This is a genomic window from Salmonella sp. SAL03688 (genome assembly GCF_046551895.1).
In the GTDB taxonomy this organism is placed as follows: Bacteria; Pseudomonadota; Gammaproteobacteria; order Enterobacterales; family Enterobacteriaceae; genus Salmonella; species Salmonella enterica.
Window position 1 is genome coordinate 21,835 of the sequence record NZ_JBGDVI010000007.1, and the last position, 20,064, is coordinate 41,898.

Sequence of the window (20,064 nt, forward strand, 5' to 3'; positions counted from 1 at the left end):
GACTTTTGATGGCGTATCGCTTGATACGCCATTATTTTCGCTCGCAGTTACAGAAAAACCCCTGCCTTAAGCATATCCATCTCTTTACCGTTAACCATTCCCGTCACAGCAGTCACGCTATAGCTATCAACATCGCAAAATTCCGGCTGATAGACAGGTTGTAATGTCGATTCACGGAGCGTATCAGACTTATACCCTTGTAAATTGCGGTTCTGCGTATTTAGCCCAAAAGGCTCAAATGCGATAACCTGCTGTGACATCGCCCCGGCCTTATTTTTCAGCGCCAGTGAGACGCGTAAATTCTCTATACTGCTGATTCTGTCCGTTTTGACGACAAACTCCAGCTCGCATGCATAGCCGCTGCCCTGGCTCGCACCGAAAACACGATCACGATTGAAGGTTAACTTCGGCAAATTCTTTTCACGCATTGCCACAGCCTCAGCGCGGGCCTGTCGGTCTTTTTCGCAGGTCACCTGAAAATGGGGATCGTCTGCAAAACTTGTTCGCCCCTGAGCAAACAACTCCGCTGCCTTCCGGCAATCCGTGTCGACAAACTGACCGTTGGTATACATCCAGGCAAGATAGTTTAAAGCGCGAGACTTGCCCATCTTCGCCGCCCGATCAAAGAATTCAAACGCCCGAGCGTAATCAAGCGGAACCTGCGTCCCGGAGTAATAGATCTCACCAAGATTTATGAGCGCATCGGCATTACCCTGCGCAGCCGCCAACTCGTACCACTGCACCCCCTTCTGCAGATCGCGCTTAATCCCTCGTTTTCCATTCAAGTAGAAGTAACCGAGTATATTCTGCGCATCAGCCTGGCCCAATTCAGCAGCCTTGCGGAACCATTGCAACGAACGCGCCTCTTTATCGTCGACCTCAACAAAACCAGAGTCATAGAGGCTACCAACGATAAAGTTAAGTTCAGGGTCTCTCTCCTGCGCCCACAGCTCCGCAAGGTGCAGGATATCCGCCTTTGAATAACCCAGGCGCGTGATGCGCGCGGCCATCGCGCTCCCGCCGCCGGCATACTGGCGTAATGTTTCAATAAACCGGGAACGCTGAGTAATATCGCTTTCCGCGGCTTGCTTTGCCGTATCTATTTCGTCGGCTATCAGGCGCGTCACCGTCTGCGCATCAGTATCGATGTCTGCTTTACTGGTTTTATCCGCAAGCTCTTTTGCCAAAACGTCATCCTGCATCACCCCCAGGCCATGCAGATAAAAATAACGAGCGTTGTAGCAGCCATAGGGTTCTTCAACATGACAAGCCTGCTCATAATACTTGATAGCCTGTATCGTATCTTTCGGCACAGCAACGCCGTACTCATAAATAAACCCCAACTCCGCCAGCGCTTGAGCGTTATTATCTTTGGCTAACGCTTTTAGCTCATTTAGCGCCTGAATATCTTTCTGCGCAATACGGCTATACAACGCGTCAATATCATCACCTGCCTGGCATACCGATGCGAAAGAAAGCCCAAGCAGAAGCAAAAGATTCCATTTCCGTTTTATCATTTTTCATTCCCTTATTTTTTATCTAAAAAGCGCACACTGTCAGCTTTCAGCAAATCAACATTCTTATCGTTAATCGTTGCCGTAGCGGATTTCAGCGTAAAATGGATATCGCCGATCCCGTGACAAAAATCTTGCGTATACAGTGGGAGATCGTATGAGGTAACGAGAGGATCAACATCATGATTTTGCATATCTATCCCCAGAGTATTCAAACCGAATGGCGGAATCATTAACGTTTCCTCAGTTGCCACTCCATCATCATTTTTCAGCTCAAGCGTAATATGCAAATTCGCCATGTTACGGATTTTATCTGTGCCAATCTGAAAAATTAGTGCGCATTCTTTCGGTTTAGCCGTTATCCCGCGAGAGAAAATACTCTCTTTTTTTAGGGTTACTTTGGGTAAAGCATCCGCGTTGTTTTTTCGACTCTGAATATCCGTTGCGCATTTACTCAAAAATATTTTTTCCTCAACTTTCTTACCTACATATCGAGATGCTTTCTTGTAATACGACCAGGCTTTATCACAATCAGGTGCAGTACCTAAACCGTTATAATACATCCAACTCAACGGCATCGTTGAGCGAGAATTAGTACCATCATTTTCAACCTGCGTAAATAATGCCAGCGCTTTAGCGTAATCAGTGCGCCCTGTTGCGCCAGAATAATAGATTTTACCTAGCGCAATCTGTGCATCGCTGTCACCCTGTTCAGCCGCCTGCCCATACCATTTTTGTGCTTCCTGAATGTCTGGCTTAATCCCCCACTCATCGCCCTCTCCCCCCGAATAAATACCCCCCAAGAGAGATTGGGCCTCAACGACGCCTTTTTCCGCGGCGGCGCGAAACCATTTCAACGAGGCTGGCCTGGCCTTATAAGGCTCATCCACATAATGACCAGAGAAATCATTAAGGGTGAGTAACCCCAGTTGATAATCCATTTGTGGATCGCCGTCCTGTACCCATAGCGTAGCAAGGCGGAACGTTTTTTCCTGATTAAATCCGATACGACTAAAAAAAAGCGCATCGCTCTCTGGCCTATTATTTAGGAGATTAAATAGTGCATTAATAAATTCTGGCCGCTGCGATTTATCCGTATCGGCCAATGCTTTTGCCGCGTAAATTTCTTGCGAAAACTTATCGATATAGTCTTGCTCAATCAATAAATTATCCAGATTCATTTTTTTAGCATACTTATTGACCTGAGCGCTATCTTTCGCCACTCCGTCGCCATACTGATAAGCATACTTCACATTATAGCAACCATAGTTACCGCCAAGTTCACAGGCCTGCTTGTAATACTGCAACGCCCGTTCGCGATTCATCGGCACACCAATACCGTATTCATGGATAAACCCCAGTTCATCCAGAACCGAAGCTCTTTTCTCTACGGGCAAAGCATCAAGATCCTTCTGGGTAAGCGCAGCATATTTTACATCATCTTTACCGTTGTTATCTGAAGCATTCACCTGGCTAACAAATAAAATACCCGCCAAAATACATAATGATAAATATTTAATTTCCATAACGAATTCACTCCTTGAATAATATAATAAATGCGACTGCTGACGAATCTTCTGCCTGATAAACGCGCGCCATCACGCAGAAAGTTTGCTATCAGTCTCGGCGTTGTTGAATAAATCAAATTTTCAGAAGATGGGCGGATCTGATCATCGCAGTCGTTTCAGAATCGGCTTCCTATGGCAAAGCAAAAGTTTAAAGTCACCCACCGGCCAGCCACACTCAGGCAGCGCGGTTCGCTGACAGTCTGGCTTGACGAGTTCTGCTATTGCAACATGGAGCAACAGCGCACACCGCCTGAAGGCCGTGGCTAACCGCTACACTATACTGATATGGCTCAGATAGCCACTACAGCTCAAGGAGATCGGAATATGAATGAGCACAAGGCTATGCTGACTCTCCCGATCGCCCCTATCGTGTTAACAATTTATCTCTTTTTTAGCTCAACTGTTTCAAAAACATAATATTTGCTAATTAACCCTCTATTTACCCGGCACACTCCCCGCACTACACTACTCCCAGCTTTTATACAGAGGTGGCAATGAACGATTATAAAATGACGCCAGGGGAGCTGCGCGCCACATGGGGTTTAGGGACCGTCTTTTCGTTGCGTATGCTGGGTATGTTTATGGTTCTACCAGTACTGACCACATACGGTATGGCGCTACAGGGCGCCAGCGAAGCATTAATCGGCATTGCGATCGGCATTTACGGGCTGGCGCAGGCTATCTTTCAAATTCCCTTTGGGCTGCTGTCCGACCGCATTGGCCGTAAGCCGCTGATTGTCGGCGGACTGGCGGTATTTGTCGCGGGCAGCGTCATTGCCGCGCTCTCTCACTCAATCTGGGGCATTATTCTGGGGCGAGCGCTACAAGGGTCCGGCGCTATTGCCGCCGCCGTCATGGCGCTCCTGTCTGACCTCACCCGCGAGCAAAACCGTACCAAAGCGATGGCGTTTATCGGCGTCAGCTTTGGTATCACCTTCGCGATTGCGATGGTATTAGGGCCGATCGTTACCCATAGTCTGGGATTGAACGCGTTGTTCTGGATGATCGCCGCCCTCGCCACCCTGGGCATTATTTTGACGATCTGGGTGGTTCCCAACAGTACCAACCATGTGCTGAATCGCGAATCCGGGATGGTCAAAGGCAGCTTCAGTAAAGTGCTGGCGGAGCCGAGGCTGCTCAAGCTCAATTTCGGCATTATGTGTCTGCATATTTTATTGATGTCCACCTTTGTCGCCCTGCCCGGCCAGCTTGCCGATGCCGGTTTTCCTGCCGCCGAACACTGGAAGGTGTATCTGGCAACCATGGTGATCGCCTTTGCCGCCGTCGTGCCTTTTATTATCTATGCTGAAGTCAAACGGCGGATGAAGCAGGTATTCCTGTTCTGCGTGGGGCTCATTGTCGTCGCAGAAATCGTGTTGTGGGGAGCGGGCCAGCATTTCTGGGAGCTGGTGATTGGCGTACAACTCTTTTTCCTCGCCTTTAATCTGATGGAGGCGCTGCTGCCTTCGCTTATTAGCAAAGAGTCGCCCGCGGGGTATAAAGGAACGGCGATGGGCGTCTATTCTACCAGTCAGTTTCTTGGCGTGGCGCTTGGCGGCTCGCTGGGCGGCTGGATAGACGGCACGTTTGATGGGCAAACCGTTTTCCTTGCCGGGGCCGTACTGGCGATGGTATGGCTGGCAGTGGCAAGTACCATGAAAGAGCCGCCCTATGTCAGCAGCCTGCGCGTGGAAATTCCAGCGGATATTGTTGCTGACGACAGACTAAAACAGCGACTGTTGGCAATGAAAGGCGTAAGCGAAGCGCTGATCGTGGCGGAAGAGCATTCCGCTTACGTCAAAATCGACAGCAAAGTGACCAATCGCTTTGAAGTTGAACAGCTTATCAGCAAAGGATAAATACTGCATTGCCGGATGGCGGCGAGGCTCTATCCGGCATAACAACTTAATCGCGGAAGTTTTTGAACTGGAACGGCTGGCCCAAATCACCGCCGCGAACCAGCGCCATTACCGATTGCAGATCGTCACGTGATTTGCCCGTCACGCGAATCTCTTCCCCCTGAATTTGCGCCTGCACCTTCAGTTTGCTGTCTTTAATCAGCTTGACGATTTTCTTCTGCACGGCGCTTTCAATGCCCTGCTTCAGCTTCGCTTCCACATACCAGGTTTTACCGCTATGCACGAACTCGTCCGGTACATCCAGCGAAGCGCCTTCAATACCGCGTTTAAGCAGCTTGGCGCGCAGAATATCGAGCAACTGATTGACCTGGAAATCAGACTCGCTCAGCACCTTGATGGTTTTATTGGCATCGTTCAGTTCAATAGTCGCCTCTACGCCACGGAAGTCAAAACGAGACTCAACCTCGCGAACCGCGTTATCCACGCCGTTACGCGCTTCCTGCAGATCAACTTCAGAAACAATATCGAAAGATGGCATCTTTTCTTCTCCCTTCATTTTCGTTGCGTTGCATAATACCTGCAACGAGGCTTAACGAGAAGCTTAGCTGATGACGCTATAATTAGCGCCATAACACCTGGCGCTGTTGCAGGTGAGGAGGAACAATGAAAATTACTGTACTGGGATGCGGAGCCTTAGGACAACTTTGGCTTTCGGCACTGTGCAAACACGGACATGACGTACAGGGCTGGCTACGGGTGCCACAACCTTATTGCAGCGTAAATCTGATCGACACCGATGGTTCCTTTTTCAACGAATCACTGACGGCAAACGATCCAGATTTTTTGGCGAAGAGCGAACTGTTATTAGTCACGCTGAAAGCGTGGCAGGTTTCCGACGCAGTACGAACCCTGGCGTCAACTCTACCGGTGACATCGCCTATCCTGCTCATTCATAATGGAATGGGAACCATAGAAGAACTGCAAAATATCCAACAGCCGATGTTGATGGGGACTATCACCCATGCTGCGCGCCGCGACGGTAATATCATTATTCATGTCGCCAACGGTACTACGCATATTGGCCCGGCGCGCGAGCAAGACGGCGATTACAGTTATCTCGCCGATATCCTGCAGGGGGTACTGCCCGATGTCGCCTGGCATAACAATATCCGCGCAGAGATGTGGCGCAAACTGGCGGTCAACTGTGTTATCAACCCGCTCACCGCGCTTTGGAACTGCCCGAACGGCGAGCTGCGCCATCATACTGATGAAATTAACGCAATTTGCGAAGAGGTCGCCGCCGTGATTGAACGTGAAGGCTACCACACATCGGCAGACGATTTACGCTATTATGTTGAGCAAGTGATTGACAGTACGGCAGAAAACATCTCATCCATGTTGCAGGACGTGCGCGCCATGCGCCATACCGAAATTGACTACATCACCGGTTATTTACTCAAGCGCGCCCGCGTGCACGGTCTCGCCGTTCCGGAAAATAGCCGCCTGTTTGAAATGGTAAAGCGAAAGGAGAGTGAGTATGAGCGCTCAGGCACTGGTATGCCTCGCCCCTGGTAGTGAAGAGACCGAAGCGGTCACCACTATCGATCTGCTGGTTCGCGGCGGAATCCACGTCACTACCGCCAGCGTCGCCAGCGATGGCGGCCTGACGATTGTCTGCTCGCGCGGTGTAAAGCTACTGGCGGATGCGCCGCTGGTTGAAGTTGCCGACGGCGATTATGACATCATCGTGTTGCCCGGCGGAATTAAAGGCGCCGAGTGCTTTCGCGACAGCCCGCTGCTGGTCGAAACCGTAAAACAGTTTCACCGCTCCGGGCGCATTGTCGCAGCCATTTGTGCCGCAGCCGCTACAGTGCTCGTGCCGCACGATATCTTCCCTATCGGCAATATGACCGGTTTTCCGGCGCTGAAAGATAAGATCCCCGCCGAACAGTGGCAGGATAAGCGTGTGGTGTGGGATGCGCGGGTAAAATTATTAACCAGCCAGGGACCGGGTACCGCTATCGATTTTGGTTTGAAAATCATCGACCTGTTGGCTGGTCGTGAAAAAGCGCATGAAGTGGCTTCGCAACTGGTGATGGCGGCGGGGATTTATAACTACTACGAATAAGAATGATTGCCGGATGGCGGCGTAAACACCTTATCCGGCCTACAAATGTGCAAGAACCGTCGGCCCGGTAAGCGTTGCGCCACCGGGCAATACTCAGCTTCCGTGCTGATTAGAACCACGGCGATCCGCTCATCACATTGCTATAAAACAGCATTCTTCCCGCCAGCTCACCGGTCACAATGAAGGCGATCCACGCCCAACTATGCACACCGTAGCGCAAACGAGAAACGCCCCATACCGTGACACAAAGGCTGGCGCATAACTGCCACCAGAGTAACGGGCTTGCAGCATCAGCGCCCGGAACACGGTATCGGACCCACAACGCGCCTGCGCTCAGCACGATGCCAAGCACAATGCCTCCCCGACACAACGCTGAAAACGAGTTATACCAATAACTATACGCCACCGCGACGCTCATAAAACCAAGCAGTACCGCCGTGCCCAGGAACCCCACCGGCGTAGCGACCGTGTGCCACAGCGGATGCAGCGCCATCTGATAATAGACTTGCGACGTCACCAGAATAGAAGCCAGCCCCACCAGCGCCGTCACCCCGCCCAAAATGCGCACCAGATAATGATTCGGCTTAAGCCAGCCTAACGCTAACCAGCAAAACATCGCGCCATTCAGCAAAATAAAGGCTATCACTTCCCGGCTAAGCCAGGACTTGCCTAACCCAACCAGCGAGCGGTATGCGCCAGCAGGTGTCCCCAGATGCACGAGAGAGGCCAGTGAACCTGTCACCGTAACGATCCAGAATAGCAACGCTAACAGGCGCTGCTGTTTTGCACTAAATTTCGCCGAGCTGAAATGCTGACACAGCGTTAACGCCAGCACGCCACCAATTCCCCATTGCGCGAAAACGGTGAAAAAGACCAATGGCAATTCATAGTGTTCCATTTTTCGCTCCTTAGCTCCGCGCCGGAATAATGACGATATTAGGTCCGCTGAGATTGTGATCCGGCAAGCCGTAGCGTTTTTCCAGCACCGTCCACTCCGTAGTGTATTCTTTGCGTAGCTCCTCAATATCACCAAAGCGCAGCACGCCTGCCGGACAGGATTCCACGCAGCGCGGCAGCAATCCTTCATCCAGCCGCTCCGCACACAGATTACACTTACTGGTTTTTCCCTCTTGCGGATCGTAAACCGGCGCGCTCCACGGACAGGCCATGATGCACATCCGGCAGCCAATACAGCGTTCATGATCCTGTACCACAATACCGTCCGCCCGCTTGGTATACGTGCCCGCCGGACACACCTTCATACACTGGGGATCGTCACAATGATTGCAGGACATGCTGATAAACGCCTGCGTGTTGGGTTCATCGGTACGGCATTCGCGCACCCGACGCCATAACACGCCAAGCGGCGTCATATTTTCGGATTTGCAGGCCATGCTACAGGTCTTGCAGCCATAACAGTTCTGCATATCGATAAGAAATCCATATTGCTTCGTCACGATTAAGCCTCCCTTCTCACATCAACCAGTGTGCTGTTACAACAGTGTCCGTTGCTCAATAGCTCCACCTGATCGTTGGTCACATGGCTACTGCTTCCGCCTTGCTGCTCCCACCAGCCATTATCGAGGCTCACCACGCCTTGCTTAATATGCGTTGTGACGTCGGCAATGGCCCGGTGCTCGCCACGATGGTTGAAGACGACGACCCATTCTCCCGCCTTAATCTGGCGCTGACGCGCATCTTCCGGATGGATCATCACGTTAGGGCGATTACGCTGAACTTCCAGAATCCATTCATTCATACCATGACTGGAATGCACGCTACGCGCCAGTTTGCGCTGTACCGCCATCAACGGATATTGGCGGGCAAGTTCTGGCGATCCTTTCACCGACTCGCTGACCTGTTTCCACGTCACTACGGGCAGAAATTGCTTTTTCGCCCACTCCTCAATATAAAAATGGGCCTTGCCAGTAGACGTGCGGAACTGACCATCTTTGAAGGGAACCCAGTCCTCCTCAACGGGACACACCGGTCCTTTCTTCAACATTTCACGGGTGATACCCGATCCTTTAAGACAGGCGTCGATATAGTGCTCGATAGGTTGATTAAACACCTCGCCAAAACCAAAACGTTCAGCCAGACGGGCAAAAATCCAGTAGTCGGGCTTTGCTTCTCCAGGCGGCTCTACCGCTTTTTCCATTAACTGTACATAGTGGCTGCGCACGCCCGCCATTAAACTGACATCTTCAAAAATCGTCGTGACGGGCAGCACCAGATCGGCATACAACGCAGACGAACTCATCAGGTTATCCGCTACCACGACAAACGGTACTTTTTTAAAGGCCTCCCGGACCTGATTAGTATTGGGAAGTTGCGTCATCGCGCCCAGCGTCATGTTCCACCAGAACTTAATAGGATGCGGTTTTTCATTAACGATCCAGTCGCCGATTTTAGGAATGGGAATCGGGGGGATTTTTGCCGCATGGGACGCAGGAGGAATAATCGGCGAAAATTTTGCCATCTGTCTGACGCCGCCAGCATCACAAACGCCCGCGCCACGTTTACCGATATTGCCAGTGATCAATGCCAGGTAAAACTGGCTGGCGGCGACATAGGTGCCAAACTCCGTTCGCTGCGCCCCTGACATATTCTGGATAATCATCGCCGGCTGGGTAGAGGCATAGTCGCGCGCCAGGCGTAACACGGTCTGCGCAGGCACGTCGGTTTCGGTTTCTACTTTCTGCGGCGTCCAGGGTTTCGCCTGTTCCCACACCGCATCCAGCACCGTGGTAAATGCGCTATTGGTCGGCAGCTCCTCGCTGAGCAGTGCCGGAACCACGCCCGCTTCATCATGCCGCTTCAACGTTTTGGTCACGGTATCAAAGACCAGATAGCTATCTTTATCCTGTGGATCGGCGCGCATGAGCTGCTGTTGGTCATCCACCAGATACACCGCGCCCGTATGCGCGCGCAGAAAATCAGCATCGTGCCGCTTTTCCTGCATAATAATGTTAATCATTCCCAGCGCCAGCGCGATATCCGTACCGGGGACAATCGGCACCCACTCGTCCGCTTTGGCTGCGGTTTCATTAAATCGGGGGTCGATAACCACCAGCCGCGCCCCATTACGTTGCGCCTGCGAATAATGTTTAAAATAGGCGTGCATGGTCACTGCCGGGTTATTTCCCCAGCACAGGATATAACGACTTTCGGCTATTGTGTCGCGGGTATCGGCATAGCGTAAACCGACCATCGGCATCATAGCCGCAGTGACGGCGGCGCAGCATAACGATCCGGCATGTTTTGTCGAGCCGCCCAGATAATCAAAAAATGCCTTACCCATATCATTCTTGATGGAGTCCATGTTCCCTGATGCGGCAGTCAGTAATAAACCTTTGTTGCCGTCCGTAGCGAGGGTTTCGCGAATTTTCTCCTCAATTAAATCCAGCGCCGCATTCCAGGTAATCGGTTTAAATTTGCCTTCGCCTTTTTCTCCCGTCCGCAGCAAAGGTTGTGTCAGACGTAACGGGTGGTACACCCATTTCGTGCGGCTAATTCCGCGCAAACAGCACTTCACGTTGAAACCTTTCGTCGCTTCGATTTTCATTAAGCGATCTTTCCATACGTAAGCGGTGAGATTGCAGTGCAGACACTCCATGGCACAGGTCGACTGAAATGTGCGGTAATCCGACGCCTTCAGGCGAAAACGCGGCAGCGGCGTACCGTTAGCCTGCCGTAACGTTAGAAAACTCGCGCTCAACGAGGCCAGCCCCACGACTCCCAACCCTTTCAATAAGGTTCTTCTTTTTAAACGAATATGACGTAATGCTTCCATGATTCAATCTCCAGAATATTCACCATTAGTGAACCAAAGTACACCATTGATTAACTTGAGATGTATCAAGATCTAATCACTTAGTGGTAGATCTTTTTAAAAGGCAAAAGCAGTCATGATTTCCCGCACGATGGTATAATTGCGGGGAATTTGAGAAGAGAAAAAATATGGCTGAAATATCTCAAGGCGTGAATTCGGTTGATATCGCCGTTAACATTCTGACTTTTGTTGCCAGCCAGAACGGTCAGGCCAGGGCTATTGATATCGCGACAGGCTGTAACCTGTCTAAAAGCCGCTTACATAAATATCTGGTCTCCCTGTGTCGTACTGGCATGTTATGCCAAAATGAGAAAGGGCTTTATTTGTTGGGCGCAACGCTACGCCAACTGGTAGAAAGTCGTTCATTTGAACACGATCCGATCCGCGACCTTAACAACGTATTGATCACGTTTCGCGATACCTTTAATCACTCCACCGGCGTTGTGGTGGCGACGGATGCCGGGTTAGTGCTTAAACATTATCATCGCAGCTTCCGTAACGTTGATATCGATTTTCTTCCCAATACGCCGGTTCCGCTCCACGCCAGCGCCGCAGGGCAAATATGGATGAGTTTTTCCGGCTTTGAGGCGCAAGACAAAACGCAAGCAGAGCTGATTAGCCAGGCAAAAATGAAGGGTTATGCGGTTCGCTACAATCCAACGCAAGGGATCCCTGGCGCGCAGTCTATTGCCTGCCCGCTTCTGGATAGTAAAGAGAAGTTAATTGCGATTGCGGTGACGATGGGATTTTTTAGCACAGAAGCCATTCCAGATATCGCCAGCCAGCTACTACACGCGCTCGCCCCTCTGCATTAACGGGAGGCGCTTTGCCCCGGCGCGTATCGGTCCGGGGCAAATGGTCATTACGGGCGATACACCTTCACATTGGCAAACCCCTGCTCGCGCAGATAGAGCGCCTGCAGGCGACTCATTACGCCGCGTTCGCACCATAGCAGCCAGGTTTTGCTCTGATCGAGATCGCCAAATTTAGTGCTCAGCTTGTAGAAAGGCAGCGAAACGACGTCGACGCCTTCCACTTTCAGCGGCTTGTCATCCTGCTCATCGACAGAACGGATATCCAGAATCACATCGTTGGCGCCAAAACCGCTCACGGTTTCTACTTCCACCACCTCCTGCTGGGTCTGCTGGGCGATTTCACGAATATCGACGTTGCTCGCTTCTTCTACCACCTTATCGAGAATACTGAAGTCGAAATTTTCTTCTTCGGCTTCAATTTTCGCTTTAATGGCTTTCACCGTCGGACTTTTTGAAATCACGCCACAGTATTCCGGCATCGTACGGGCAAAATCTTCCGTACCAATCTGGCGCGCCAGGTTGATAATGTGCTCTTTATCGTAAGAGATCAGCGGGCGCAGGATCAGCGTGTCAGACACGTTATCGATCAAGCGCAAGTTGGTTAGCGTCTGGCTGGACACCTGGCCCAGCGCTTCGCCGGTCACCAGCGCCTGTACGCCATAACGTTCCGCCACTTTCGACGCCGCGCGTACCATCATACGTTTGAGCACCACGCCCATCTGGCCGTCGTCAACTTTCTCCAGAATCTCGCCGACCACCGGTTCGAAGTTAATCGCCACAAAACGCACGCGATGGGAGCTGCCAAAGCGGTTCCACAGGTAATGCGCCACCTGGCGAACGCCGATTTCATGCGCCGCGCCGCCAAGGTTAAAGAAGCAGTAGTGTACGCGGCAGCCGCGACGCATCAGCATATAGCTGGAGACGCCGGAGTCAAAACCGCCGGAGATCAGCGACAGCACATCTTCCTGGGTGCCAATCGGGAAACCGCCAATACCTTCATAACGCCCTTTGATCAACAGCAGGCGATCATCTTCCACTTCCAGATGCACCGTCACATCCGGGTTAGTGAGCTTCACGCGCGCCGATTCAATATGCTGATTTAATCCGCCGCCGACATAGCGCTCCACCTCAATGGAGCTAAACTCATGCTTACCGCGACGTTTTACGCGCACGCAGAAGGTTTTGCCTTCAAGCTGCTCGCGATACTGCGCCAACGCTTTCTCGAAAATGTCGTGCATATCGGTGAACGGCACATCTTCGACTTCAAGAATATGGTGGATCCCCGGAATGCGGGTCAGCGCGTCGCGAATCGCCAGACGCTGGTTTTCATCTTTGGCGCGAACTTCAATGTTATCCCAGTGACGGACAACCGCGAGGGTCTCATCGTAGTGCTTTAAAACGTTACGGATGTTCCCGGTTAAAATTTTTATAAAGCGCAAACGCACAGATTGGCTTTTGATAGTGATTTCCGGGAACAATTTAATGATAAACTTCATGGCGGCAATGGTTCTTTAGCAAGCTATCTAAGGCTTGTCGTGGAGAAATAGTACAGCAGCCCATACCTACGGCTGCATCCAGGCGCGGAAGTATATCACTATCACGGACATCTTGCGCATTTCCCCTTACCATTGCGCGTTATTTGCTTATCAGTGTGAGTCCGTTACCATAGACTTGTACTGCCATTACAGAGAGTCAAACAGTCATCATGCCGAAGAAAAATGAGGCGCCCGCCAGCTTTGAAACTGCGCTGAGCGAGCTGGAACATATTGTTACCCGCCTGGAAAGCGGCGATTTGCCGCTGGAAGACGCGCTGAATGAATTCGAGCGCGGCGTACAACTGGCGCGTCAGGGGCAGGCAAAACTGCAGCAGGCGGAACAGCGCGTGCAAATTTTGCTGTCTGATAATGAAGAGGCTTCACCTGAGCCTTTTATCGCGGATAATGAGTAAATGGACTTTACGCAGCAGCTACAGGCTTGCGTAACGCAAGCGAATCAGGCGCTGAGCCGTTTTATCGCGCCACTGCCCTTTCAGAACACTCCCGTGGTCGAAGCCATGCAGTATGGCGCATTATTAGGCGGTAAACGCCTGCGGCCATTTCTGGTTTACGCCACTGGTCAAATGTTTGGCGTCAGTACGGCAACGCTGGATGCGCCAGCTGCGGCGGTCGAATGCATTCATGCCTATTCGCTGATCCATGACGACCTGCCAGCAATGGACGATGACGATTTGCGTCGCGGCCTGCCGACTTGCCATATTAAATTTGGCGAAGCCAACGCAATCCTGGCGGGAGACGCGTTGCAGACACTGGCGTTTGCCATTATCAGCGACGCGCCGATGCCGGAAGTCGCCGATCGCGATCGTATCGCGATGATCGCCGAACTGGCAAACGCCAGCGGTATCGCCGGTATGTGCGGCGGTCAGGCATTGGATCTGGCGGCAGAAGGCCAGCGGATCACTCTGGACGCGCTGGAACGCATTCATCGCCATAAGACCGGCGCGCTCATTCGCGCCGCCGTTAGACTTGGCGCGTTGAGCGCGGGCGATAAAGGACGGAATACTCTGCCGATACTTGACCACTATGCAGAGAGTATCGGCCTTGCCTTCCAGGTTCAGGATGACATTCTGGATGTGGTGGGCGATACTGCAACGTTAGGTAAACGTCAGGGCGCAGACCAGCAGCTTGGCAAAAGTACCTACCCTGCACTTCTGGGTCTTGAGCAAGCCCGGAATAAAGCCCGGGACCTGATAGAGGACGCCCGTCAGTCGTTACATCAGCTGGCCGCGCAATCACTGGACACCTCGGCACTGGAAGCGCTAGCGAACTACATAATCCAGCGTGATAAATAAACCCCATATCCAATGAGCTTGCGATGAGTTTTGATATAGCCAAATACCCTACCCTGGCATTGGTCGACTCCACCCAGGAGTTACGACTGTTACCGAAAGAGAGTCTGCCGAAACTCTGCGACGAGCTACGCCGCTACTTACTCGACAGCGTAAGCCGTTCCAGCGGGCACTTCGCTTCCGGGCTGGGCACGGTAGAACTTACCGTGGCGCTGCATTATGTCTACAACACCCCGTTTGACCAGCTAATCTGGGATGTTGGACACCAGGCTTATCCACATAAAATCCTTACCGGTCGTCGCGACAAAATCGGCACCATTCGCCAGAAAGGCGGTCTGCATCCGTTCCCGTGGCGCGGAGAAAGCGAATACGATGTGCTGAGCGTTGGGCATTCCTCCACCTCCATCAGCGCCGGTATCGGCATTGCCGTGGCGGCGGAGAAAGAAGGCAAAGATCGCCGCACCGTCTGTGTGATTGGCGACGGCGCCATCACCGCCGGTATGGCGTTTGAAGCAATGAATCACGCAGGCGATATCCGGCCCGATATGCTGGTCATTCTGAACGACAATGAAATGTCAATTTCGGAAAACGTCGGCGCGCTCAACAACCATCTGGCGCAGCTACTTTCCGGTAAACTTTACTCTTCTCTGCGCGAAGGCGGAAAAAAGGTCTTCTCCGGCGTACCGCCAATTAAAGAACTGCTCAAGCGTACCGAAGAACATATTAAAGGCATGGTTGTGCCGGGAACACTGTTCGAAGAGCTGGGCTTTAACTACATCGGGCCGGTCGATGGTCACGATGTCATGGGGCTTATCAGCACATTGAAGAACATGCGCGACCTGAAAGGGCCGCAGTTCCTGCATATCATGACCAAAAAAGGCCGCGGCTATGAGCCCGCGGAAAAAGATCCGATCACTTTCCATGCGGTGCCTAAATTTGATCCTTCCAGCGGATGTTTGCCGAAAAGCAGCGGCGGTCTGCCAGGTTATTCAAAAATCTTCGGTGACTGGCTGTGTGAAACCGCCGCCAAAGACAGCAAGCTGATGGCGATCACCCCAGCAATGCGCGAAGGTTCCGGCATGGTGGAATTTTCACGTAAATTCCCGGATCGCTATTTTGACGTCGCCATCGCCGAGCAGCATGCCGTCACCTTCGCCGCAGGTCTGGCGATTGGCGGCTATAAGCCCGTCGTGGCGATCTACTCTACTTTCCTGCAACGCGCCTACGATCAGGTCATCCATGACGTCGCTATCCAGAAACTGCCGGTCATGTTCGCCATCGATCGCGCCGGTATCGTTGGCGCGGATGGACAAACGCACCAGGGCGCGTTCGATCTCTCCTATCTGCGCTGCATCCCGGATATGGTGATCATGACGCCAAGCGACGAAAACGAATGTCGCCAGATGTTATTTACCGGGTATCACTATAACGACGGCCCGACGGCAGTACGTTATCCACGCGGTAATGCACAGGGCGTGGCGCTAACCCCGCTGGAAAAACTGCCTATTGGTAAAGGCGTTGTGAAGCGTCATGGCGAAAAACTGGCGATTCTGAACTTTGGCACCTTAATGCCTGAGGCGGCGAAAGTCGCCGAAGCGCTGAACGCCACGCTGGTCGACATGCGCTTTGTTAAGCCGCTGGACGACACGTTAATTCTGGAGATGGCCGCGCAGCATGACGCGCTGGTGACGCTGGAAGAAAACGCCATTATGGGCGGCGCTGGCAGCGGCGTAAACGAAGTGCTAATGGCCCATCGTAAACCTGTACCTGTGCTGAATATCGGTCTTCCGGATTTCTTTATCCCGCAAGGAACGCAGGAAGAAGCCCGCGCGGAACTGGGGCTCGACGCTGCAGGCATTGAAGCCAAAATCAAGGCCTGGCTGGCATAATCCCCTCTTTGCTCCTGCTATGCTTGAAGAGTGACGGGTATAACAGGAGCGGAGTCATGCAATACAACACGTTAGGAAATACAGATCTTCGGGTGTCCCGCCTTTGTCTGGGCTGCATGACATTCGGCGAGCCAAGTCGCGGCAATCACGCCTGGACGCTTCCCGAAGAGAGCAGCCGTCCCATCATCAAGCGCGCCCTTGAGGGCGGCATTAACTTTTTTGATACCGCCAACAGCTACTCCGACGGCAGCAGCGAAGAGATTGTTGGTCGTGCGCTGCGTGATTTCGCCCGGCGCGACGAGGTGGTGGTAGCGACGAAAGTCTTCCATCGCGTCGGCGATCTGCCGGAAGGATTGTCCCGCGCGCAAATCCTGCGCTCTATTGACGATAGCCTCACCCGTCTGGGAATGGAGTATGTCGATATCCTGCAAATCCACCGCTGGGATTACACCACGCCGATAGAAGAAACTCTGGAAGCGCTAAACGACGTGGTGAAGGCGGGTAAAGCCCGCTATATCGGCGCTTCCTCAATGCACGCCTCACAATTTGCCCAGGCGCTGGCGCTACAAAAACAACACGGCTGGGCGCCGTTTGTCACTATGCAGGATCACTATAACCTGATCTACCGTGAGGAAGAGCGTGAGATGCTACCGCTGTGCTGGCAGGAAGGGGTCGCCGTGATTCCGTGGAGTCCGCTGGCGCGCGGGCGCTTAACTCGCCCCTGGGGAGAAACCACGGCCCGGCTGGCCTCGGATGACGTGGGTAAAAATTTATACGATGAAAGCGATAAAAATGATGCGCAAATAGCGGAACGGCTGGCTGGCGTCAGCGAGGCGCTTGGCGCAACGCGGGCGCAGGTTGCGCTGGCCTGGCTGCTCAGCAAACGAGGCGTCGCCGCGCCGATTATCGGCGCTTCGCGTGAAGAACAGTTAGATGAGTTGCTGAATGCCGTTGATTTAACGCTCAAACCGGAGCAGATTGCCGAACTCGAAACGCCGTACAAACAGCATCCGGTGGTGGGATTTAAATAATCCGCCATTGCCCGATGGCGCGGCGCTTATCGGGCCTGTGAAATCGACATATTGTTCGGGGGTAGGCCGGATAAGGCGTTTACGCCGCCATCCGGCAACCCCTTTAAATAATACCGAGCGGCCAGTGATGACCGATAAAATACAGTATGCCGGCGGATATCACCCCGGCGACGATATCATCGATCATAATCCCCATGCCGCCGTGCACGTTGCGATCAAACCAACGGATCGGCCAGGGTTTCCACATATCCAGAATGCGGAAAATAACGAACCCGGCAGCCACCCACTGCCAGTCCGTCGTCGGCAACGCCATTAGCGTTATCCACATACCGATAAATTCATCCCAGACAATACTGCCGTGGTCGTGTACGCCCATATCTTTCGCCGTCTGATGGCAAAGATAAACGCCAATGCAGATCCCAAACATCACGACCAGCGAATAAAGCTGCCACGGCAGAAACGTCATCAGATACCAGAAGGGGATCGCCGCCAGCGAGCCCATCGTGCCCGGCACCACGGGGCTCAGGCCGCTGCCAAAGCCGGTAGCGAGCAGATGCCACGGATTGCGCAAATTCAGGCGGCTTTTCGCAACATCTTTATGGCGTGGCAAAATGGTCATATCCTTTCCAGTCAAAAGTGACAGGTTCTCCGTCACGCACAAAGGCGATCCCTTCGATATCCGCCGTCATTTGCCCGATACAGGTAAACGGCACGCCCAGATGACCAAGCGCGACATCCAGCGCGCCACGGTTCAGCTCCGGGACGGTAAAGCACAGTTCATAATCTTCGCCGCCGGATAGCATCCAGCGAAGCTTTTGTTCGGGATCATTGGCATGTCCCCATAGTTCTTCGGAGTCAGGCAGCGCCTCCAAATCGATTCGCGCGCCGCAGTTGCTGGCTTGAAGAATGTGACCAAGATCGGAGATCAAACCGTCGGAAAGATCGATCGCTGAACTGGCGAGATCGCGTAGCGCCTGCCCTTGTAAAATACGCGGCGTCGGGCGCAGATGGCGTTTGACCAGATAGTCGGCATCCCCCCAGCTTCCCACGCGAAAATCACCCCGTAGAATCGCCAGCCCGGCAGCGCTATCGCCCAACGTGCCAGTAACATAAATCCAGTCGCCCGGTTTTGCGCCAGAACGTTTCAGCGCCCGACCGGCTGGCACAAGGCCATGAATACCGAGCGTCATCGACAGCGGGCCGCGCGTGGTATCGCCGCCAATGAGCTGCATGTCGTAGTAATCCAGTTGTTCAAACAGGCTGTCGCTGAACGCGGCAAGCCACGCCTCATCGACGTCAGGAAGCGTGAGCGCCAGCGTTAACCATGCCGGATCGGCGCCCATCGCCGCCAGATCGCTTAAATTCACCGCCAGCGCTTTATACGCCAGATCGGCAGGATCGATATTGGGTAAGAAATGGATGCCCGCCACCAGCGTATCGGTACTGATCGCCAGGGTCTGCTTTTCAGGAATATTCAGGAGCGCGCAATCGTCGCCAATACCGGTTTCAACATCAAGACGAGAGCTTCTTACACGGTCAAAATAACGGGCAATCAGGGAAAACTCGCCACATGCCATACGTTATGCCTCAGCAGAAAAAAAGAAAAGGCCGGAGACGGCGGGTATCGATCGCCCGCTATCTTTCCGGCCTGTGAATCACTTTTTGTTGGGACGAATCACCGGAGCTGCTTTATCCAGTACGCCGTTGACGAATTTGTGGCTGTCTTCAGCGCCAAAGGTTTTCGCCAGTTCAATCGCTTCGTTGATGGCCACTTTATAAGGCACATCGCTGCGTTTTGACAGCTCAAACAACGCAATACGCAGCACGGCTTTTTCAACCTGTCCCAGCTCTTCAAGCAGGCGGGACAGATACGGTTTCATTAAACCATCCAGGTACGCGCTGTTAGTCGCCACCCCGGATAGCAGTTCACGGAAATAGAGAACGTCGACGTCTTTTACGTCCTGTTCCGCCAGGAACTGGTATTCAACATCAGCGATGTCGTTCTGGGATAACTGCCAGGAGTAAAGCGCCTGGACGGCACACTCACGGGCGCGGCGACGAGCAGCAGGTTTCACGGAATTCCCCTTACAAAAAATCAGGCCTTAATGGCTTTCAATACATTAATCATTTCAAGCGCGGTCAGCGCAGCTTCTGCGCCTTTATTACCGGCTTTTGTACCAGCACGTTCGATGGCTTGTTCAATACTCTCGGTGGTCAGAACACCAAAGGCTACCGGCACGCCGCTGTCCTGGGCAACGCTTGCCAGGCCATTGCTGGCGCCGCCTGCCACATATTCAAAGTGCGCAGTCCCCCCGCGAATCACGGTTCCCAGCGCAACCACGGCGTCGTATTTACCGCTTTTCGCCAGCGCTTCGGTCGCCAGCGGCAGTTCATAGGCGCCAGGCACCCACACTACGGTAATATTATCATCTTTTACCTGACCAATACGCGTCAGGGCATCAACCGCGCCATCCAGCAGGCTGTCGTTGATAAACTGATTGAAACGCGCAATAGTGATGGCGACACGAGCGTCAGGGGCTGCAACGTTAGCTTTAATAATGTTCATATTCTCTCTTCCAGGGT

General features: G+C 52.7%; 19 protein-coding genes and 2 pseudogenes. 10 read left to right on the forward strand and 11 right to left on the reverse strand.

The genetic code is table 11. The annotated features are described in order from the left end of the window. Window positions 1-47 precede the first annotated feature (47 nt). Window positions 48-1,517 carry a tetratricopeptide repeat protein gene (locus tag ACLJR2_RS09200; protein ID WP_000595921.1) on the reverse strand — a complete coding sequence of 490 codons (1,470 nt, stop codon included), beginning with the start codon at window positions 1,515-1,517 and terminating at the stop codon, window positions 48-50. Window positions 1,518-1,528: 11 nt separating this feature from the next. Then, window positions 1,529-3,040 carry an SEL1-like repeat protein gene (locus ACLJR2_RS09205; RefSeq protein ID WP_000404188.1) on the reverse strand — a complete coding sequence of 504 codons (1,512 nt, stop codon included), beginning with the start codon at window positions 3,038-3,040 and terminating at the stop codon, window positions 1,529-1,531. A 174-nt stretch (window positions 3,041-3,214) separates the two neighbouring features. Between ACLJR2_RS09205 and ACLJR2_RS09210 the strand changes: the two are divergent. Next, window positions 3,215-3,346, forward strand: a pseudogene (locus ACLJR2_RS09210) (IS5/IS1182 family transposase); the annotation flags it as partial. Between the two features lie 230 nt (window positions 3,347-3,576). Next, on the forward strand, window positions 3,577-4,941 hold the full coding sequence (locus ACLJR2_RS09215; RefSeq protein ID WP_001000928.1) for an MFS transporter: 1,365 nt from the start codon (window positions 3,577-3,579) through the stop codon (window positions 4,939-4,941). A 46-nt stretch (window positions 4,942-4,987) separates the two neighbouring features. Here the strand turns inward: ACLJR2_RS09215 and ACLJR2_RS09220 are convergent, their stop codons facing one another. Further along, window positions 4,988-5,479: a YajQ family cyclic di-GMP-binding protein gene (locus ACLJR2_RS09220; protein ID WP_001138913.1), complete on the reverse strand. Its 492-nt coding sequence runs from the start codon at window positions 5,477-5,479 to the stop codon at window positions 4,988-4,990. A 125-nt stretch (window positions 5,480-5,604) separates the two neighbouring features. Here ACLJR2_RS09220 and panE point away from each other — a divergent pair, with 125 nt between their 5' ends. Continuing rightward, window positions 5,605-6,516, forward strand: coding sequence for a 2-dehydropantoate 2-reductase (gene panE / locus ACLJR2_RS09225; protein ID WP_000705816.1), 912 nt, complete (start codon window positions 5,605-5,607; stop codon window positions 6,514-6,516). Continuing rightward, entirely contained in the window at window positions 6,479-7,069 is a 591-nt protein-coding gene (yajL, locus tag ACLJR2_RS09230) for a protein deglycase YajL (RefSeq protein WP_001275802.1), read from the forward strand. Before panE ends, yajL begins: the two co-directional genes overlap by 38 nt. Window positions 7,070-7,178: 109 nt before the next feature. Here yajL and ACLJR2_RS09235 read toward each other — a convergent pair whose 3' ends face one another. From ACLJR2_RS09235 to ACLJR2_RS09245, 3 genes are read right to left on the reverse strand one after another with little or no spacing between them, the layout of a single operon-like run. After that, window positions 7,179-7,967, reverse strand: a complete 789-nt coding sequence (locus tag ACLJR2_RS09235; RefSeq protein WP_000401424.1) for a dimethyl sulfoxide reductase anchor subunit family protein — start codon at window positions 7,965-7,967, stop codon at window positions 7,179-7,181. Between the two features lie 10 nt (window positions 7,968-7,977). After that, window positions 7,978-8,526 (reverse strand): 4Fe-4S dicluster domain-containing protein, encoded by a 549-nt coding sequence (locus ACLJR2_RS09240; RefSeq protein WP_001533962.1) that lies wholly within the window; start codon window positions 8,524-8,526, stop codon window positions 7,978-7,980. A 2-nt stretch (window positions 8,527-8,528) separates the two neighbouring features. Continuing rightward, window positions 8,529-10,862 (reverse strand): molybdopterin-dependent oxidoreductase, encoded by a 2,334-nt coding sequence (locus ACLJR2_RS09245; protein ID WP_000387839.1) that lies wholly within the window; start codon window positions 10,860-10,862, stop codon window positions 8,529-8,531. 167 nt (window positions 10,863-11,029) lie between these two features. On the opposite strand from ACLJR2_RS09245, the gene ACLJR2_RS09250 reads away from it, so the two are divergent. Further along, on the forward strand, window positions 11,030-11,716 hold the full coding sequence (locus ACLJR2_RS09250) for a helix-turn-helix domain-containing protein (RefSeq protein ID WP_000808044.1): 687 nt from the start codon (window positions 11,030-11,032) through the stop codon (window positions 11,714-11,716). A 47-nt stretch (window positions 11,717-11,763) separates the two neighbouring features. Here the strand turns inward: ACLJR2_RS09250 and thiI are convergent, their stop codons facing one another. After that, window positions 11,764-13,212 carry a tRNA uracil 4-sulfurtransferase ThiI gene (thiI, locus tag ACLJR2_RS09255; protein ID WP_000668655.1) on the reverse strand — a complete coding sequence of 483 codons (1,449 nt, stop codon included), beginning with the start codon at window positions 13,210-13,212 and terminating at the stop codon, window positions 11,764-11,766. Between the two features lie 209 nt (window positions 13,213-13,421). On the opposite strand from thiI, the gene xseB reads away from it, so the two are divergent. The 5 genes and pseudogenes from xseB to ACLJR2_RS09280 all read left to right on the forward strand — a co-directional run. Next, window positions 13,422-13,664 carry an exodeoxyribonuclease VII small subunit gene (gene xseB / locus ACLJR2_RS09260; protein WP_001124944.1) on the forward strand — a complete coding sequence of 81 codons (243 nt, stop codon included), beginning with the start codon at window positions 13,422-13,424 and terminating at the stop codon, window positions 13,662-13,664. Further along, entirely contained in the window at window positions 13,665-14,564 is a 900-nt protein-coding gene (gene ispA / locus ACLJR2_RS09265) for a (2E,6E)-farnesyl diphosphate synthase (protein ID WP_000348073.1), read from the forward strand. Window positions 14,565-14,587: 23 nt separating this feature from the next. Further along, window positions 14,588-16,450 carry a 1-deoxy-D-xylulose-5-phosphate synthase gene (gene dxs / locus ACLJR2_RS09270; RefSeq protein ID WP_000006785.1) on the forward strand — a complete coding sequence of 621 codons (1,863 nt, stop codon included), beginning with the start codon at window positions 14,588-14,590 and terminating at the stop codon, window positions 16,448-16,450. Between the two features lie 56 nt (window positions 16,451-16,506). Continuing rightward, a complete protein-coding gene (locus ACLJR2_RS09275; protein ID WP_001199865.1) occupies window positions 16,507-17,481 on the forward strand; it encodes an aldo/keto reductase in 975 nt (324 codons plus the stop codon). 7 nt (window positions 17,482-17,488) lie between these two features. Next, window positions 17,489-17,577 (forward strand): annotated as a pseudogene (locus tag ACLJR2_RS09280) (hypothetical protein); the annotation flags it as partial. Between the two features lie 7 nt (window positions 17,578-17,584). Here the strand turns inward: ACLJR2_RS09280 and pgpA are convergent. The 4 genes from pgpA to ribE form a co-directional block, all read right to left on the reverse strand. Next, window positions 17,585-18,100 (reverse strand): phosphatidylglycerophosphatase A, encoded by a 516-nt coding sequence (gene pgpA, locus ACLJR2_RS09285; protein WP_000154063.1) that lies wholly within the window; start codon window positions 18,098-18,100, stop codon window positions 17,585-17,587. Beyond that, window positions 18,078-19,058 (reverse strand): thiamine-phosphate kinase, encoded by a 981-nt coding sequence (gene thiL / locus ACLJR2_RS09290; RefSeq protein ID WP_000752137.1) that lies wholly within the window; start codon window positions 19,056-19,058, stop codon window positions 18,078-18,080. Before thiL ends, pgpA begins: the two co-directional genes overlap by 23 nt. Window positions 19,059-19,136: 78 nt before the next feature. Then, complete coding sequence (nusB, locus tag ACLJR2_RS09295) at window positions 19,137-19,556, reverse strand: transcription antitermination factor NusB (RefSeq protein ID WP_000801129.1); 420 nt, start codon at window positions 19,554-19,556, stop codon at window positions 19,137-19,139. A gap of 20 nt (window positions 19,557-19,576) precedes the next feature. Further along, window positions 19,577-20,047: a 6,7-dimethyl-8-ribityllumazine synthase gene (ribE, locus tag ACLJR2_RS09300; protein WP_001021372.1), complete on the reverse strand. Its 471-nt coding sequence runs from the start codon at window positions 20,045-20,047 to the stop codon at window positions 19,577-19,579. Window positions 20,048-20,064: the final 17 nt, after the last annotated feature.